Here is an 18486-nt window from a genome sequence, read left to right on the forward strand (position 1 = left end):
GGGGGGTGACGCTTTAATGCTGCGGGTCCTGCTCAACCTGGTGCATCTTCACGCAGTCGCGTCCGCTGCGCTTGGCCACGTACAGCGCACTGTCAGCGTCGCGCAGCAGCCGATTATAGTCCGGATGGCCGGTATGCACGGCGAAGCCGGCGCTGGTGGTAATGGCGATATTCGTCTCGCCGCCGACATTAAACGGGAGCTGGCTGATGCTTTTACGTAAGCGCTCAAGGAGCGCAAAAGCCTCGGCCGCGCCGGTTTCCACCAGAACCAGCAGAAACTCTTCGCCGCCGTAGCGAAAGATATAATCGCTGGAGCGGATGTTATTGCTGAGCAGATCGGCAACGTGCTTGATTGCCCGGTCGCCCACCATATGACCCCAGTTATCATTAATCTCTTTAAAATGATCGATATCGACAATCGCCACCGTCATCGGCAGTTCATGCTCCATGGCGAGCGTGACCTCATGCTTGAGGACGACCGGCAGATAGCGGCGGTTGAGCAGGCTGGTCAGGGAGTCTTTACCGTTCTGCATCTGCGACAGACTGCTGAAGATGACCCCGAGCTGGCTGCTGATTTTCTGGCAAAGGATGTGGATGCTCTGGAGCAAAGTTTGCGTATTTTTATATTCAGCGCCGCTGTCTGAGGATTTCCAGCCGATGATCAAATTGTCTACCTGCGTAATCAAGTCGGCGATCTCTTCCATCTGCGCGTTCTTGTTAAAATAACGCACGCATTTATGACGGAACCACAGGCCAAACTCAGATTCAGATAATAACGTCCCGTTAATATCGTTCTTATTTTCACTGACAATATTAAAAATCGCGCTATTTTCCCAGCCGGAGAGCGAGGCCTGCTGTTTGCCATATTCCATTGGCACATTATCCATCAGGCTATACAGACGATAGGCTTCTTCATTTTTCGTCGCCCGATAGTGCGATAAGGTGTAGGCATGGCACATCATCTCGATCGCCATATTAATCGCCATCACCGCGTAGTGGATGGTCGCAAGGCCGGTCTGGTGGTCAATCTTATCGTTATCCCGCACATATTCAATCAGCCCGGCCTTAAGCTGGCGTGCGCCGCGCAGTACGGCCTCAGCGGGGATGCCGATGCGCGCATGAATACTGCCGATATGATATTGCCTTTCTGCCAGTGCCTGCAGCTGATCTTTCTCGCTGGTCAAAATGTCGTTGACCCACACGGCCAGTGAACGGCTAAGACGTTCCTGAACCAGATCGTAAGTCAGGTGGCGGGCGATATCGGGATCCTGAAAAATGAAGTCATAAAAACGAGCGGCCAGAGCTTCAGACTGCTCAGCGGCAATATTTTTAAGAATCGCCTTCACTTCCGGCTTCAGGCCGTCATACAACGGCAACCACTCCTTAAAAATAACTGAGATATATTTTTTGCTTTCATCGCTCATGAAATAAAGCACTCGCCGACATAGGTCTATTTTCAAGGCCGCAAATCATACAACAGTTCGCCCAGGTCAACCAGATTAAAAATGCAGCAGCCGGGCTTTCCCCTCTCCTGTCCGACCGTTTGCGGCGATTGGCGCTGCGACATCAATAACCCATGTTTATCGTATGGACATACTCACGGTAAATGCTAGTATCCCATAGACAGTAGCTATATTTATGCGTGTTTCATTTAAGGCCAGGATTGCTGATGATGACCACATTCGTAGCACATCTATTTCACCGGGTAGTCGCGCAGCTGGACGTGCGTGCCGGTCGGCCTTGCCCCTCCCCACCTCTGCCTTACAAAGGGATAACGCTCCGTACAACGGAGGGAAGAGACGCGCATCACTCAGCAATATGGAACAGAGCGAGTAGCGTATGGACAAAATCAAACAGCACTGGGCCTGGTGCCTTATCGGCCTGCTGGCGGTTATCGCCGCCCTGATATGGTGGGCATTACGTCCGCCGGGACTTCCGCAGGGCTTTGCCAGCAGCAACGGCAGAATAGAAGCCACTGAGGTGGATATCGCCACCAAAACTGCCGGACGCATCGACGCCATTCTGGTCAAAGAGGGGCAGTTTGTTCACAAGGGCGAGGTGCTGGCGCGGATGGATATTCGGGTGCTGAACGAACAGCGCCTCGAAGCGGCCGCCCAGATTAAAGAGGCGCAAAGCGCGGTCGCCGCCGCCAAAGCGCTGCTCGATCAGCGACAAAGCGAAATGCGCGCCACCGAAGCGGTGGTGAAGCAGCGGCAGGCGGAGCTGAACTCCACCGCGAAACGCCACGTGCGCTCCAGCGCGCTGTCGCAGCGCGGCGCGGTGTCAGCCCAGCAGCTTGACGACGATCGGGCGGCAGCGGAAAGCGCCCGGGCAGCGCTCGAATCCGCCAGAGCCCAGGTCTCAGCGGCAAAAGCGGCAATTGAAGCCGCCCGTACCAGCATTATTCAGGCCCAGACCCGCGTTGATGCCGCTCAGGCAACCGAACGGCGCATCCTTGCCGATATTGACGATAGTGAACTCAAAGCGCCACGCGACGGCCGCATTCAGTATCGCGTCGCCGAACCGGGCGAAGTGCTGGCCGCCGGCGGTCGGGTACTGAATATGGTTGACCTCTCCGATGTCTATATGACCTTCTTCCTGCCTACCGAGCAGGCAGGCTTGCTGGCACTGGGTAGCGAAGCACGCATCGTGCTCGACGCGGCCCCGGGCCTGGTGGTGCCTGCTCATATCAGCTTTGTCGCCAGCGTCGCGCAGTTTACGCCAAAGACGGTAGAAACCAGCGATGAACGCCTGAAGCTGATGTTCCGCGTGAAGGCCCGCATCCCGCCGGAGCTGCTGGAGCAGCACCTGGAGTATGTGAAAACCGGTCTGCCCGGCATGGCGTATGTTCGCCTGGATAGCCAGCGGGCGTGGCCCGATACGCTCACGGTGAGGTTACCGCAATGAGAGGCGTTCAGCAGGATACTCACCCACCGGTCGCCCTGCTGGAACACGTCGGCCAGCGCTTTGGTGCCACCGTCGCGCTGCGGGATATCACGCTAAGCATCCCCGCTCGTCAGATGGTCGGTCTGATCGGCCCTGATGGCGTCGGTAAATCCAGCTTACTGTCGCTGATTTCCGGTGCGCGGGTCATTGAACAGGGTAACGTGATGGTGCTCGGTGGCGATATGCGCGATGCGCGTCACCGCCGGGATGTTTGCCCCAAAATCGCCTGGATGCCGCAGGGGCTGGGCAAAAACCTCTATCACACCCTGTCGGTATATGAAAACGTCGATTTCTTTGCCCGTCTGTTTGGTCATGACAAAGCCGAACGCGAGAACCGCATCGATGAACTCCTGCGCAGCACCGGACTGGCCCCTTTCCGCGATCGCCCTGCCGGGAAATTATCCGGCGGGATGAAGCAGAAGCTCGGCCTGTGCTGCGCGCTGATCCATGATCCGCAGCTGTTGATCCTTGATGAACCGACGACCGGCGTTGACCCGCTTTCTCGCGCCCAGTTCTGGGAGCTGATTAACAGCATCCGCCAGCGCCAGCCGGAGATGAGCGTACTGGTCGCTACGGCCTATATGGAAGAGGCGGAACGCTTCGACTGGCTGGTAGCCATGAACGCGGGGGAAGTACTGGCAACCGGCAGTGCCGAAGAACTTAAAGCGCAAACCCACAGTCAGACCCTGGAGCAGGCGTTTATCGCCCTGCTGCCGGAAGCCCAGCGCAAGGCGCATAAAGAGGTGATCATTGCGCCGCGTAACGCCCAGGAAAATGACATCGCGATTGAAGCCCGCGGCCTGACCATGCGCTTCGGCAACTTCGTGGCGGTCGATCACGTGAACTTCCGCATCGCGCGCGGCGAGATTTTTGGTTTCCTCGGTTCGAACGGTTGCGGTAAATCAACCACCATGAAAATGCTGACCGGCCTGCTGCCCGCCAGCGAAGGCGAAGCCTGGCTATTTGGTCAGCCGGTCAATCCCAGGGATATCGAAACCCGTCGCCGCGTCGGCTATATGTCGCAGGCGTTCTCCCTCTACAGCGAATTGACCGTCAGGCAGAACCTCGAACTGCACGCCCGTTTATTTCACATTCCGGATGCCGAGATCCCCGCTCGGGTGGCGGAAATGAGCCAGCGTTTTATGTTAACGGAGGTCGAAGATGCGCTGCCCGCCTCTCTGCCGTTAGGCATTCGTCAGCGCCTTTCGCTTGCCGTGGCGGTGATCCATCGTCCGGAAATGCTGATCCTTGATGAACCGACTTCCGGCGTCGATCCGGTCGCCAGGGATATGTTCTGGCAGCTGATGGTCGATCTCGCCCGTCAGGATCGGGTAACGATTTTTATCTCGACCCACTTTATGAATGAAGCCGAGCGCTGCGATCGCATTTCGCTAATGCACGCCGGGAAGGTACTGGCCAGCGACACGCCGCAGGCGCTGGTTGCGCAGCGCGGCGCGGCGAACCTTGAAGAGGCGTTTATCGCCTGGCTGCAGGATGCCCAGCGGCCCGTCGAACAAATACCGCCCGCCCCGCCGGTTAGCTCTCCCGCCGGAACGACGGCCCCGCGCCAGGCGTTCAGCCTGCGGCGACTGTTTAGCTACAGCCGACGTGAAGCGCTGGAGCTGCGGCGCGATCCGGTACGTTCGACTCTGGCGCTGCTGGGTACCGTGATTCTGATGTTCATCATGGGATATGGCATTAGCATGGATGTGGAAGATCTGCGCTTCGCGGTCCTCGATCGCGACCAGACTCTCAGCAGTCAGGGCTGGTCGCAGAATATCGCCGGTTCGCGCTACTTCATTGAGCAACCGCCGCTGCAGAGCTATGACCAACTGGACAGGCGGATGCGCAACGGCGAACTGGCCGTCGCCATTGAAATTCCACCTGATTTCGGCCGCAATATTGCCCGCGGTACGCCGGTAAAAATTGGCGTCTGGGTGGACGGCGCGATGCCTAACCGGGCTGAGACGGTACGCGGCTACGTCCAGGCGATGCATCTGGCCTGGCTGCAGGAGATGGCCGGACGGCAGGCGACGCCCGGTCGCGATACGTCGCTGATATCCATTGAGACGCGCTATCGCTATAACCCGGACGTGAAAAGCCTGCCGGCCATTGTTCCGGCGGTGATCCCGCTGCTGTTGATGATGATCCCAGCGATGCTCAGCGCGCTGAGCGTGGTCCGTGAAAAAGAGCTTGGTTCAATCATCAATCTGTACGTCACGCCGACGACCCGCAGCGAGTTTTTACTGGGCAAGCAGCTGCCGTATATCGCGCTGGGTATGTTTAACTTCCTCCTGCTGTGCGCGCTGTCAGTCGTGGTGTTTGGCGTGGCGCATAAGGGCAGTTTTCTGACCCTGACGCTGGCGGCGCTGCTCTATGTCACCATCGCCACCGGGTTGGGGCTGCTGATCTCGACCTTTATGAAAAGCCAGATTGCGGCCATCTTCGGCACCGCCATTATTACGCTGATACCGGCCACGCAGTTTTCCGGCATGATTGACCCGGTCGCTTCGCTGGAGGGGCCAGGGCGCTGGATTGGGCAGATTTACCCGACCAGCCACTTCCTGACCATTGCCCGCGGCACATTCTCAAAAGCCCTGAGCCTGACCGATCTGTGGGCGTCCTTTATACCGCTGCTGATTGCCATCCCGCTGGTGCTCGGCCTCAGCGTGTGGCTGCTGAAAAAACAGGAGGGATGATGCGCGGATTACGCAATATTTATAATCTCGGCGTCAAAGAGCTGCGCAGCCTGCTCGGCGATAAGGCGATGCTGACCTTAATCCTGTTCGCCTTTACCGTATCGGTTTATTCCTCAGCGACCGTGATGCCGGGATCGCTGCATCTGGCGCCTGTCGCGATTGCCGATATGGATAAATCGCAGCTCTCTTCGCGTATTATCAACGGCTTTTATCGGCCGTGGTTTTTACCGCCTGAGCTGATCAATGAAGATGAGATGGATGCCGGGCTGGATGCCGGGAACTATACTTTTGCCATTAATATTCCGCCCAACTTTCAGCGTGATGTGCTCGCCGGACGGCAGCCGGAAATTCAGGTGAACGTCGATGCCACGCGTATGAGTCAGGCGTTTACCGGCAATGGCTATATCCAGAATATCATTAGCGGGGAGGTGAACAGCTTCGTGGCTCGCTACCGGGGTAATGATACCCTGCCGGTCGAGCTGGCGGTGCGCATGCGCTTTAACCCCAATCTCGAACAGGAGCGTTTTGGCGCGGTCATGGCCATCATCAATAACATCACCCTGCTGGCCATCGTGCTGACCGGCTCGGCGCTGATCCGCGAGCGCGAGCACGGGACAATCGAACACCTGCTGGTCATGCCGGTCACGCCATTCGAAATTATGCTGGCAAAAATCTGGTCGATGGGACTGGTGGTCCTGGTTGTTTCCGGGCTGTCGCTGCTGCTCATGGTCCAGGGGGTGCTACAGGTGCCGATTGAAGGCTCCATCCCGCTGTTTATGCTGGGCGTGGCCCTGAGCCTGTTTGCCACCACCTCAATCGGTATCTTTATGGGAACGCTGGCTCGCTCGATGCCGCAGCTGGGGCTGCTGATGATTCTGGTGCTGCTGCCGCTGCAGATGCTGTCTGGTGGGTCGACCCCGCGGGAAAGCATGCCGCAGGCGGTGCAGGATATTATGTTAACCATGCCGACCACGCATTTTGTCAGCCTGGCGCAGGCGATTCTGTATCGGGGAGCTGACTTTGCTATCGTCTGGCCGCAGTTTTTAACCCTGATGGCCATCGGCGGCGTGTTCTTTACTATTGCACTGCTACGTTTTCGTAAAACGATTGGCACAATGGCATGAGTGATGCGCGGTGGCCGTACGTCAGGTGACGGCCACCGGCGATAAGGGACGAGGTTAGTGCTTGCGGTTTATCACGCGACGTAGCAGCCAGGTAAAACCCATCGCCATGCTGAACAGGATAAAGAGCAGAACCACCCAGCTCAGCGAAATACGCACTAACGCGCTGAACGTCATCAGCGGCTGCAGGTAGACGGTAAAGGATTCGCTTACCGGTTTCCCCATCAGCAGCATTGCGCTGTCAACGGCCCAGACGCACACCCGGCAAGCAACCCAGATAATCGCCGGCCAGCACAGCAGAACCAAAAAGGTGAAGCGTTCCTGCAGGTAACGGATGAACCGTCGCAAAGGCGACCATTTTAAAAGGATCTTCATTTATATTCTCATCGTGTCGCTCGATAACATTGATGCCACACCCATGAGACTGCGTGGAGTAGAGGAGGATCTCAGCGACATCGGGATAGCATTAATACTGATCGTACGCGCTACATTATATCGATATTACAGTGACACGAACTCGATCGAGTTAACAAACTGTTAATGACACTAAAACATTTTCCCTCGAAAGTCCAGTTACAACAGCACATGTCGTTAAATACAAACAAACTATTTTAATATATTGATAAATAATGATTAAAATTAAAAATATAAATCAATCAAATACTTTTAAATATAAATATGGATTTTTGGCTTTATTTATTACGACAATAACAAAACTCAGGAAATAATATTTAATATTAATAAATAAAGCGTCATAAAGAGAAGCGGGATATATTCTGCACCACGAGAGATGAAAAGCAGTATTTTCGCAGAATAAAAGATGAGCGTTGCAGTGAATCTCTCGTTGCGCAGTGCCTGAGTGAGGTATGACGCCTGTTTCACCATCCTGAAGGGGGGTTACGCGTGACATCTGTCCGGGATGCCCGATCGCACCTGTCTGTCAGGCCAGATTGTGTACCGACAAAAACGCAAAAAGCCCGTCGGTGAGGACGGGCTTCTGACTGATTTGGTGCCTGGCCGTTTATGGCGGGCTTTCCTGCCCGCCACCCTTCGGGCCGTTGCTTCGCAACGTTCAAATCCGCTCCCGGCGGATTTGTCCTGCTCAAAGAGTCACTCTCCGACAAACAACAGATAAAACAAAAGGCCCAGTCTTTCGACTGAGCCTTTTGTTCTATTTGATGCCTGGCAGTTCCCTACTCTCACATGGGGAGACCCCACACTACCATCGGCGCTACGGCGTTTCACTTCTGAGTTCGGCATGGGGTCAGGTGGGACCACCGCGCTATCGCCGCCAGGCAAATTCTGTTTCACCCCGCATTCCTGCGCGATGATTTAATCTGTAATCAAGCTGAACATTTCGTCTCTTCGCCAAAACAGCTTCGGCGTTGTAAGGTTAAGCCTCACGGTTCATTAGTATCGGTTAGCTCAACGTATCGCTACGCTTACACACCCGACCTATCAACGTCGTCGTCTTCAACGTTCCTTCAGGACCCTTAAAGGGTCAGGGAGAACTCATCTCGGGGCAAGTTTCGTGCTTAGATGCTTTCAGCACTTATCTTTTCCGCATTTAGCTACCGGGCAATGCCATTGGCATGACAACCCGAACACCAGTGATGCGTCCACTCCGGTCCTCTCGTACTAGGAGCAGCCCCCCTCAATTCTCCAGCGCCCACGGCAGATAGGGACCGAACTGTCTCACGACGTTCTAAACCCAGCTCGCGTACCACTTTAAATGGCGAACAGCCATACCCTTGGGACCTACTTCAGCCCCAGGATGTGATGAGCCGACATCGAGGTGCCAAACACCGCCGTCGATATGAACTCTTGGGCGGTATCAGCCTGTTATCCCCGGAGTACCTTTTATCCGTTGAGCGATGGCCCTTCCATTCAGAACCACCGGATCACTATGACCTGCTTTCGCACCTGCTCGCGCCGTCACGCTCGCAGTCAAGCTAGCTTATGCCATTGCACTAACCTCCTGATGTCCGACCAGGATTAGCTAACCTTCGTGCTCCTCCGTTACTCTTTGGGAGGAGACCGCCCCAGTCAAACTACCCACCAGACACTGTCCGCAACCCCGATTAGGGGTCTACGTTAGAACATCAAACATTAAAGGGTGGTATTTCAAGGTTGGCTCCATGCAGACTGGCGTCCACACTTCAAAGCCTCCCACCTATCCTACACATCAAGGCTCAATGTTCAGTGTCAAGCTATAGTAAAGGTTCACGGGGTCTTTCCGTCTTGCCGCGGGTACACTGCATCTTCACAGCGAGTTCAATTTCACTGAGTCTCGGGTGGAGACAGCCTGGCCATCATTACGCCATTCGTGCAGGTCGGAACTTACCCGACAAGGAATTTCGCTACCTTAGGACCGTTATAGTTACGGCCGCCGTTTACCGGGGCTTCGATCAAGAGCTTCTCCTTACGGATAACCCCATCAATTAACCTTCCGGCACCGGGCAGGCGTCACACCGTATACGTCCACTTTCGTGTTTGCACAGTGCTGTGTTTTTAATAAACAGTTGCAGCCAGCTGGTATCTTCGACTGATTTCAGCTCCACGAGCAAGTCGCTTCACTTACCATCAGCGTGCCTTCTCCCGAAGTTACGGCACCATTTTGCCTAGTTCCTTCACCCGAGTTCTCTCAAGCGCCTTGGTATTCTCTACCTGACCACCTGTGTCGGTTTGGGGTACGATTCGTTGTTACCTGATGCTTAGAGGCTTTTCCTGGAAGCAGGGCATTTGTTACTTCAGCACCGTAGTACCTCGTCATCACACCTCAGCGTTAAAAGAAGTCCGGATTTACCTAAACTTCCCGCCTACATGCTTAAACCGGGACAACCGTCGCCCGGCTAACATAGCCTTCTCCGTCCCCCCTTCGCAGTAACACCGAGTACAGGAATATTAACCTGTTTCCCATCGACTACGCCTTTCGGCCTCGCCTTAGGGGTCGACTCACCCTGCCCCGATTAACGTTGGACAGGAACCCTTGGTCTTCCGGCGAGCGGGCTTTTCACCCGCTTTATCGTTACTTATGTCAGCATTCGCACTTCTGATACCTCCAGCAACCCTCACAGGCCACCTTCAACGGCTTACAGAACGCTCCCCTACCCAACAACACATAGTGTCGCTGCCGCAGCTTCGGTGCATGGTTTAGCCCCGTTACATCTTCCGCGCAGGCCGACTCGACCAGTGAGCTATTACGCTTTCTTTAAATGATGGCTGCTTCTAAGCCAACATCCTGGCTGTCTGTGCCTTCCCACATCGTTTCCCACTTAACCATGACTTTGGGACCTTAGCTGGCGGTCTGGGTTGTTTCCCTCTTCACGACGGACGTTAGCACCCGCCGTGTGTCTCCCGTGATAACATTCTTCGGTATTCGTAGTTTGCATCGGGTTGGTAAGTCGGGATGACCCCCTAGCCGAAACAGTGCTCTACCCCCGAAGATGAGTTCACGAGGCGCTACCTAAATAGCTTTCGGGGAGAACCAGCTATCTCCCGGTTTGATTGGCCTTTCACCCCCAGCCACAAGTCATCCGCTAATTTTTCAACATTAGTCGGTTCGGTCCTCCAGTTAGTGTTACCCAACCTTCAACCTGCCCATGGCTAGATCACCGGGTTTCGGGTCTATACCCTGCAACTTAACGCCCAGTTAAGACTCGGTTTCCCTGCGGCTCCCCTATACGGTTAACCTTGCTACAGAATATAAGTCGCTGACCCATTATACAAAAGGTACGCAGTCACCCCATAAAGAGGCTCCCACTGCTTGTACGTACACGGTTTCAGGTTCTTTTTCACTCCCCTCGCCGGGGTTCTTTTCGCCTTTCCCTCACGGTACTGGTTCACTATCGGTCAGTCAGGAGTATTTAGCCTTGGAGGATGGTCCCCCCATATTCAGACAGGATACCACGTGTCCCGCCCTACTCTTCGAGTTCACAACGTGTGCATTTTAGTGTACGGGGCTATCACCCTGTACCGCCGGACTTTCCAGACCGTTCCACTAACACACGCGCTGATTCAGACTCTGGGCTGCTCCCCGTTCGCTCGCCGCTACTGGGGGAATCTCGGTTGATTTCTTTTCCTCGGGGTACTTAGATGTTTCAGTTCCCCCGGTTCGCTTCGTTAAGCTATGTATTCACTTAACGATAGTGCAACGAATTGCACTGGGTTTCCCCATTCGGAAATCGCCGGTTATAACGGTTCATATCACCTTACCGACGCTTATCGCAGATTAGCACGTCCTTCATCGCCTCTGACTGCCAGGGCATCCACCGTGTACGCTTAGTCGCTTAACCTCACAACCCGAAACTGTTTCGTAAAACAGTCCGCGTTGCGAAAATTTGAGAGACTCGAACACACCGCTTTTCCTCTCTTATTACGGAGAAAGGAAACAGTGTGTCGTTTCAATTTTCAGCTTGATCCAGATTTTTAAAGAGCAAATATCTCAAACGTGATTCCTGAGAATCAGTTTTGAGATATAGAGGTCGGCGACTTTCACTCACGAACCAGCAAGTGGCGTCCCCTAGGGGATTCGAACCCCTGTTACCGCCGTGAAAGGGCGGTGTCCTGGGCCTCTAGACGAAGGGGACACTGAAGTCTCAATCGCAAGACGCCTTGCTATTTACTTTTCATCAGACAATCTGTGTGAGCACTACAAAGGCAGGTTCTTTCAGGTAAGGAGGTGATCCAACCGCAGGTTCCCCTACGGTTACCTTGTTACGACTTCACCCCAGTCATGAATCACAAAGTGGTAAGCGCCCTCCCGAAGGTTAAGCTACCTACTTCTTTTGCAACCCACTCCCATGGTGTGACGGGCGGTGTGTACAAGGCCCGGGAACGTATTCACCGTAGCATTCTGATCTACGATTACTAGCGATTCCGACTTCATGGAGTCGAGTTGCAGACTCCAATCCGGACTACGACATACTTTATGAGGTCCGCTTGCTCTCGCGAGGTCGCTTCTCTTTGTATATGCCATTGTAGCACGTGTGTAGCCCTACTCGTAAGGGCCATGATGACTTGACGTCATCCCCACCTTCCTCCAGTTTATCACTGGCAGTCTCCTTTGAGTTCCCGACCGAATCGCTGGCAACAAAGGATAAGGGTTGCGCTCGTTGCGGGACTTAACCCAACATTTCACAACACGAGCTGACGACAGCCATGCAGCACCTGTCTCAGAGTTCCCGAAGGCACCAAAGCATCTCTGCTAAGTTCTCTGGATGTCAAGAGTAGGTAAGGTTCTTCGCGTTGCATCGAATTAAACCACATGCTCCACCGCTTGTGCGGGCCCCCGTCAATTCATTTGAGTTTTAACCTTGCGGCCGTACTCCCCAGGCGGTCGACTTAACGCGTTAGCTCCGGAAGCCACTCCTCAAGGGAACAACCTCCAAGTCGACATCGTTTACAGCGTGGACTACCAGGGTATCTAATCCTGTTTGCTCCCCACGCTTTCGCACCTGAGCGTCAGTCTTTGTCCAGGGGGCCGCCTTCGCCACCGGTATTCCTCCAGATCTCTACGCATTTCACCGCTACACCTGGAATTCTACCCCCCTCTACAAGACTCTAGCCTGCCAGTTTCGGATGCAGTTCCCAGGTTGAGCCCGGGGATTTCACATCCGACTTGACAGACCGCCTGCGTGCGCTTTACGCCCAGTAATTCCGATTAACGCTTGCACCCTCCGTATTACCGCGGCTGCTGGCACGGAGTTAGCCGGTGCTTCTTCTGCGAGTAACGTCAATCGACAAGGTTATTAACCTTATCGCCTTCCTCCTCGCTGAAAGTACTTTACAACCCGAAGGCCTTCTTCATACACGCGGCATGGCTGCATCAGGCTTGCGCCCATTGTGCAATATTCCCCACTGCTGCCTCCCGTAGGAGTCTGGACCGTGTCTCAGTTCCAGTGTGGCTGGTCATCCTCTCAGACCAGCTAGGGATCGTCGCCTAGGTGAGCCATTACCTCACCTACTAGCTAATCCCATCTGGGCACATCTGATGGCATGAGGCCCGAAGGTCCCCCACTTTGGTCTTGCGACGTTATGCGGTATTAGCTACCGTTTCCAGTAGTTATCCCCCTCCATCAGGCAGTTTCCCAGACATTACTCACCCGTCCGCCGCTCGTCACCCGAGAGCAAGCTCTCTGTGCTACCGCTCGACTTGCATGTGTTAGGCCTGCCGCCAGCGTTCAATCTGAGCCATGATCAAACTCTTCAATTTAAGTTTGATGCTCGTGAATTAAACTTCGTAATGAATTACGTGTTCACTCAGAGACTTGGTATTCATTTTTCGTCCGAGGACGTTAAGAATCCATGTCACTTTGAGTGCCCACACAGATTGTCTGATAAATTGTTAAAGAGCAGTGCGACGGCGCTGAGCGCTCTGTCGCGAGGTGGCGTATATTACGCTTTCCTCTTTCAGAGTCAACCCTGAATTTCAGAATTTTTTCTCTGCCGACCCGGCTTAATCTGTGAACTCGTTCACGTTTGCCGTGTCAGTGGGAGCGCATTATAGGGAGTTTTGTTTGCATGGCAAGCCTTAAAATACAAAAAACTTATCAAACGCTCATTATTTGAACTTTCCCGTTTTCTCCCCGGAGGCCCTGAAACGGAGAAACCCAGTATCCACGCGGCTTACAGCGGTAACAAGGCCAAATCCTGCTCGGTGTAAAAAAGCGCGCGCGGTATGGGTCATCGCCATTTTTCCACCTCTCTTTCTTTACTCCTCTCACCGCGTACCGTCGCAGATGGCGAATTAAGCGGCTGTATTGACTCATGACAAAGCGCCGCTGGCCAACTCCTTTCTATAATCAGGCCCGTTTCTACATTACTGGTGTGAACCTATGGCTTATCAACTGAACATCAACTGGCCCGAGTTTTTAGAGAAGTACTGGCAAAAGCAGCCGGTGGTATTAAAGAATGCTTTCCCGGACTTCGTCGATCCGATTACGCCGGATGAGCTGGCCGGTCTGGCCATGGAACCAGAAGTCGACAGTCGCCTGGTGAGCCTGGTTAACGACCGTTGGCAGGCGAGCAACGGACCGTTTGAACATTTTGACGGCCTGGGCGAGAGCGGCTGGTCTCTGCTGGCGCAGGCGGTAAACCACTGGCATATGCCGGCTGCTGAGTTGGTACGTCCCTTCCGCGTTCTGCCGGACTGGCGCCTCGACGATCTGATGATCTCCTTCTCCGTCCCCGGCGGCGGCGTTGGCCCGCATATCGATCAGTATGATGTCTTTATTATTCAGGGAATGGGCAGCCGTCGCTGGCGCGTGGGCGACAAGCTGCCAATGCGCCAGTTCTGTCCGCACCCGGCGCTGCTGCATGTCGATCCTTTCCCGCCAATCATTGATGAAGATCTGGCGCCAGGCGATATCCTCTATATCCCGCCGGGATTCCCGCACGATGGCGTTACCCACGAAACCGCGCTGAACTACTCCGTCGGCTTCCGGGGTCCTAATGGTCGCGATCTCATCAGTAGCTTTGCCGATTACGCGCTGGAAAACGATCTCGGCGGCGAGCACTACAGCGATCCGGACCTCACCTGCCGTGAGCATCCCGGCCGCGTGGAAGAGTATGAGCTCGAGCGCTTGCAGTCGATGATGATCGACATGATTAAGCAACCGGAAGACTTTAAGCAGTGGTTCGGCCGCTTTGCGACCACCCCGCGCCATGAGCTGGACATTGCCCCGGCCGAACCGCCGTATACTGAAGAGGACGTTGTGGATGCGCTGACGGGGGGAGAAAAGCTGTGCCGCCTGAGCGGACTACGAGTTCTGCATATCGGCGACAGCTTCTTTGTCAACAGCGAGCAGCTGGAAACAACCGACGCGAATGCGCTGGACGCTCTGTGCCGGTATACCACTGTGGGTCAGGGCGAGCTGGGCGAAGCGCTACAGAATCCGGCATTTGTGGCGGAACTCGTCCGCCTGATCAATCAGGGCTACTGGTACTTCGAAGAGTAATCCCGCTGCCCCGCACGGGTCTACCCGAAAGCCTGGTTTTGCCAGGCTTTCGCCGTTTATGGCATCTGTTTTGGCAAGGTCAGGATAAAGCGCGTTGAGCGGCTATCGGACTCCACCACCACGCTGCCGTGATGCGCGGTAACAATAGACTTCACGATCGCGAGGCCAATACCGCTCCCCTCACCTTTACGCTGCCGGGAAGGATCGACGCGATAAAAACGGTCGAACAGCCGAGGCAAGTGCTCAGGCGCAATCGGCGCCCCCGGATTTTCCACCACCAGCTTCGCCTGCCCGGCGCTTTCGCTGACCTGAATCGTCACCGCCTGCTGACCCGGCGTGTAGCGAATGGCGTTCGACAGCAGGTTGCTGATTGCCCGCCGCAGCATCAGCGGGTCGCCGTTCACCCAGCATGCATTTCCCGTAAAACGCAGCGTCACCTCTTTCTCCTCCGCCCAGGCTTCAAAGAAGTCGAACACTTTATTGACCTCATCGGCCAGGTTCAGGGTTTTCTGCTCGGGGATCAGCTGATTATTATCCGCCTGCGCCAGAAACAGCATATCGCTCACCATCCGCGACATCCGCGAAAACTCTTCCAGGCTGGAGTACAGCACATCTTCCAGCTCTTTCTGGCTGCGGGTCTGACTGAGGGCGATTTCCGTTTGCGTCACCAGGTTGGTAATCGGCGTGCGGATCTCATGGGCAATATCGGCAGAAAAGTTGGACTGGCGAGTGAAGACATCTTCAATACGTTCCAGCATATGGTTAAACGAAATCACCAGCCGCTCCAGCTCCACCGGAACACTCCCGGGATTTAACCGTACGTCGAGATCTTTGGACGTGATGTTTTGGATCTGCCGGCTGACCTGGCGGATCGGTTTGTGTCCTTGATAAACCACGAACAGCACAATAAAGATGATAAGAATGCTGATCACCGACGCCGCCGAAATCAGTTTCGCCTTCAGTTCGTTAATATAGTGCAGGTGGAAATCAATCGATAACGCCATCAGCAGGTAATAAGCCGGTTTGCCCTCCGCCGTTTTGCCGAGCGGCAGCATAATCAGCCGCCAGGCGCTGCTTTGCAGTTGATGGTTATCATGCGTCATCGCCCGCGGATGCGGATCGCTCCACGAGATCACACTCCCGTCCTGCAGGCGAGCCACCAGCCCGGGGGTGTTCATGATATGGCTCAGATCCGGGCCATTCGGCGACTGGAAAAGCGTCTGTCCGTTAGCATCATCGAGGCAGATAAAGACGTTGGCGTAGCCATCAATGACGTTTTTCACGATGTCCAGGCGCTGGGCCTGCGGATAGTCGCCGTGGTTTAGCACCGTTTCAAGCGTTGTCGCGAGCTGCTTTAAGTCGTGAACGTCACGCTCCTCAAAGTGCGCTTTTACCGAATGGATCATTATCCAGGTGAAGGCAAAGAACGCCACGATCGTGGCCAGGCTGATAAAAAAAGTCAGCCGCGAAGCCAGCGAAAAGGGCCGCGGAAACCACTTACTCAACATCCGGGACCTCGAGCATATAGCCCACGCCGCGCACGGTCTGGATAAGCTTCGGTTCAAAGTCATTATCGATTTTAGCCCGCAGCCGTTTGACCGCCACGTCGATGGCATTGGTATCGCTATCAAAGTTCATGTCCCAGACCTGGGATGCAATCAGCGACCGGGGCAGGACTTCTCCCTGATGACGCAGAAAGAACTCCAGCAGCGTGAACTCTTTGCTGGTCAGGGTGATACGCGTTCCGCCGCGGGTCACTTTACGGCTCACCAGATCGACGAACAGATCCGCCGCCTGAAACTGGCTTTCAACCATGGTCGACGCACCGCGGCGCAGCAAGGTTCTGACCCGCGCCAGCAGCTCGGCAAAGGCAAAGGGCTTCACCAGATAGTCGTCCGCGCCCAGCTCCAGTCCCTTGACCCGATGCTCAACGGTGCCCAGAGCCGTCAGCAGCAGGACGGGCACCCCTTTATTGGCGGCGCGCAGCATTCTGACAATATCCCAGCCATTCACATCGGGCAGCATAATATCGAGAATCAACAGGTCATAATCGCCGGTCATCGCCAGGTGATAGCCGTTCAGACCATTATCGGCCAGGTCGACGACAAAACCGGACTCCGTTAGCCCTTTGGTCAGGTACTCCCCGGTTTTTTTCTCATCTTCGACGATCAAAATCTTCATGACATGCTCCTTCACGCGCCTTTTGTGCGGGTTTCCAATTCTAGTGGAGCCAAACCGGATAGCAATGAATTCTCAGGTAAATGACAGCTTTGTCATTTTCCTGTCACGCATCGAACAGAGGCCGTTTTGTACAGTACCCGTCATTCATTCGTCGTCGAAAACGTCCTGCCCTATGCGCAAATTAAAGCTCATCACGCTCAGCGTGACTTTTGTTCTGACCGGCTGCCTCTCTTTAGCACCGGAGTACCAGCAGCCAACCTCGCCGGTGCCGCAGCAGTTCTCACGCAGCCAGAACAAACTGGTCACGATGCCGGTAAATTATCAGGATAGCGGCTGGCGGACATTTTTCGTCGACCCGCAGGTGAAGTCGCTAATTGGCGAAGCGCTGCTGAACAACCGGGATTTGCGCATGGCAACGCTCAAAGTCCAGGAGGCAAGAGCGCAATATGGCTTCACCGACGCCGATCGCTACCCGCAGCTTGATAGCGCCGCCAGCACCACCTGGAGCGGCAAACTCAAAGGTGACACCACCACCGCCAGCGACTATCAGGCCGGGCTTAACCTCAGCTTTGATCTCGATTTCTTCGGCCGTCTGAAAAACTTAAGCGAGGCGGACAGGCAAAACTATTTCGCCAGCGAGGAAGCCCGCCGGGCGGTTCATATTCTATTAGTATCGAATGTCTCGCAGAGCTATTTCAACCAGCGCCTGGCCTGGGCTCAGCTGCAGGTGGCGAAGGAGACGTTGCAGAACTACCAGCGTTCCTACGCCTTTGTCGAGAAACAGCTGCTGACCGGCAGCACCAATGTCCTGGCGCTGGAGCAGGCCCGCGGGGTCATCGAAAGCACCCGTGCCGATATTGCCAAACGTGAAGGCGAACTGGCGCAGGCCAACAACGCTCTGCAGCTGCTGCTGGGGAGCTACCAGCATCTGCCTGATGACGCGGCCAGCAGCCTCCTTGATATCAACGGCGTCGCCTTGCCGCCGGCGCTCTCTTCGCAGATCCTGCTGCAGCGCCCGGACATTTTAGAAGCCGAGCACGGTTTACGCGCCGCGAACGCCAATATCGGCGCCGCGCGCGCGGCCTTTTTCCCGTCGATAACCTTAACCAGCTCGCTGTCCGGCAGCAGCGCAGATCTGTCGAGCTTATTTAATCCCGCCAGCGGGATGTGGAATTTCGTCCCTAAAATCGAACTGCCGATTTTTAATGCCGGGCGCAATCAGGCCAACCTCGATTTAGCGGAAATCCGCCAGCAGCAGTCGGTGGTGAATTATGAGCAAAAAATTCAGGCCGCCTTCAAAGAGGTCGCCGATGCGCTGGCCCTGCGCCAGAGCCTGGCAGACCAAATCAGCGCTCAGCAACGCTACCTCGCTTCGCTGCAGACGACCCGGCAGCGAGCCAGAGCGCTCTATCAGCACGGCGCGGTGAGCTATATCGAAGTGCTGGATGCCGAGCGTTCGCTCTTCACCACGCAACAAACCCTGCTGGACCTCAACTACGCCCGTCAGGTCAACGAAATCAAGCTATTCACCGCCCTGGGTGGCGGCTGGATGGAATAACCCCTCATTTACTTTCAGGAGCAT

9 protein-coding genes, 1 tRNA gene and 3 rRNA genes are annotated in these 18486 nt (G+C 55.0%); 5 read left to right on the forward strand and 8 right to left on the reverse strand.

Annotated features, from left to right (window positions below):
* Nucleotides 1-13: 13 nt before the first annotated feature.
* Nucleotides 14-1423, reverse strand: a complete 1410-nt coding sequence (locus AC236I_RS22010) for a diguanylate cyclase (protein WP_015585235.1) — start codon at nt 1421-1423, stop codon at nt 14-16.
* A gap of 415 nt (nt 1424-1838) precedes the next feature.
* On the opposite strand from AC236I_RS22010, the gene AC236I_RS22015 reads away from it, so the two are divergent.
* From AC236I_RS22015 to AC236I_RS22025, 3 genes are read left to right on the forward strand one after another with little or no spacing between them, the layout of a single operon-like run.
* Nucleotides 1839-2906, forward strand: coding sequence for an HlyD family secretion protein (locus AC236I_RS22015; protein WP_004857450.1), 1068 nt, complete (start codon nt 1839-1841; stop codon nt 2904-2906).
* Nucleotides 2903-5644: a ribosome-associated ATPase/putative transporter RbbA gene (gene rbbA, locus AC236I_RS22020; protein ID WP_064359621.1), complete on the forward strand. Its 2742-nt coding sequence runs from the start codon at nt 2903-2905 to the stop codon at nt 5642-5644. The genes AC236I_RS22015 and rbbA overlap by 4 nt, the downstream gene beginning before the upstream one ends.
* Nucleotides 5644-6768, forward strand: coding sequence for an ABC transporter permease (locus AC236I_RS22025; RefSeq protein WP_004857446.1), 1125 nt, complete (start codon nt 5644-5646; stop codon nt 6766-6768). The genes rbbA and AC236I_RS22025 overlap by 1 nt, the downstream gene beginning before the upstream one ends.
* A gap of 54 nt (nt 6769-6822) precedes the next feature.
* Here AC236I_RS22025 and AC236I_RS22030 read toward each other — a convergent pair whose 3' ends face one another.
* The 5 genes from AC236I_RS22030 to AC236I_RS22050 form a co-directional block, all read right to left on the reverse strand.
* Entirely contained in the window at nt 6823-7140 is a 318-nt protein-coding gene (locus AC236I_RS22030) for a hypothetical protein (protein WP_004857445.1), read from the reverse strand.
* A gap of 805 nt (nt 7141-7945) precedes the next feature.
* Nucleotides 7946-8061, reverse strand: a 5S ribosomal RNA gene (rrf, locus tag AC236I_RS22035).
* 93 nt (nt 8062-8154) lie between these two features.
* Nucleotides 8155-11060, reverse strand: a 23S ribosomal RNA gene (locus AC236I_RS22040).
* Between the two features lie 218 nt (nt 11061-11278).
* Nucleotides 11279-11354, reverse strand: a tRNA-Glu gene (locus tag AC236I_RS22045).
* An 85-nt stretch (nt 11355-11439) separates the two neighbouring features.
* Nucleotides 11440-12979 (reverse strand): 16S ribosomal RNA (locus tag AC236I_RS22050).
* Together the 16S, 23S and 5S rRNA genes with 1 tRNA gene alongside form the textbook arrangement of a ribosomal RNA operon.
* 622 nt (nt 12980-13601) lie before the next feature.
* Here AC236I_RS22050 and AC236I_RS22055 point away from each other — a divergent pair.
* A complete protein-coding gene (locus AC236I_RS22055; RefSeq protein WP_004857441.1) occupies nt 13602-14723 on the forward strand; it encodes a ribosomal protein uL16 3-hydroxylase in 1122 nt (373 codons plus the stop codon).
* Nucleotides 14724-14779: 56 nt separating this feature from the next.
* On the opposite strand, the gene AC236I_RS22060 is transcribed toward AC236I_RS22055, so the two are convergent.
* Both AC236I_RS22060 and AC236I_RS22065 read right to left on the reverse strand, forming a co-directional pair.
* Nucleotides 14780-16231 carry a Cu(+)/Ag(+) sensor histidine kinase gene (locus AC236I_RS22060; protein WP_004857437.1) on the reverse strand — a complete coding sequence of 484 codons (1452 nt, stop codon included), beginning with the start codon at nt 16229-16231 and terminating at the stop codon, nt 14780-14782.
* On the reverse strand, nt 16221-16904 hold the full coding sequence (locus AC236I_RS22065; RefSeq protein WP_004857434.1) for a copper/silver response regulator transcription factor: 684 nt from the start codon (nt 16902-16904) through the stop codon (nt 16221-16223). The genes AC236I_RS22060 and AC236I_RS22065 overlap by 11 nt, the downstream gene beginning before the upstream one ends.
* A gap of 172 nt (nt 16905-17076) precedes the next feature.
* On the opposite strand from AC236I_RS22065, the gene AC236I_RS22070 reads away from it, so the two are divergent.
* Nucleotides 17077-18462 carry an efflux transporter outer membrane subunit gene (locus tag AC236I_RS22070; RefSeq protein WP_487608637.1) on the forward strand — a complete coding sequence of 462 codons (1386 nt, stop codon included), beginning with the start codon at nt 17077-17079 and terminating at the stop codon, nt 18460-18462.
* Nucleotides 18463-18486 lie beyond the last annotated feature (24 nt).

The organism is Klebsiella sp. Sb-30, from assembly GCF_057652795.1.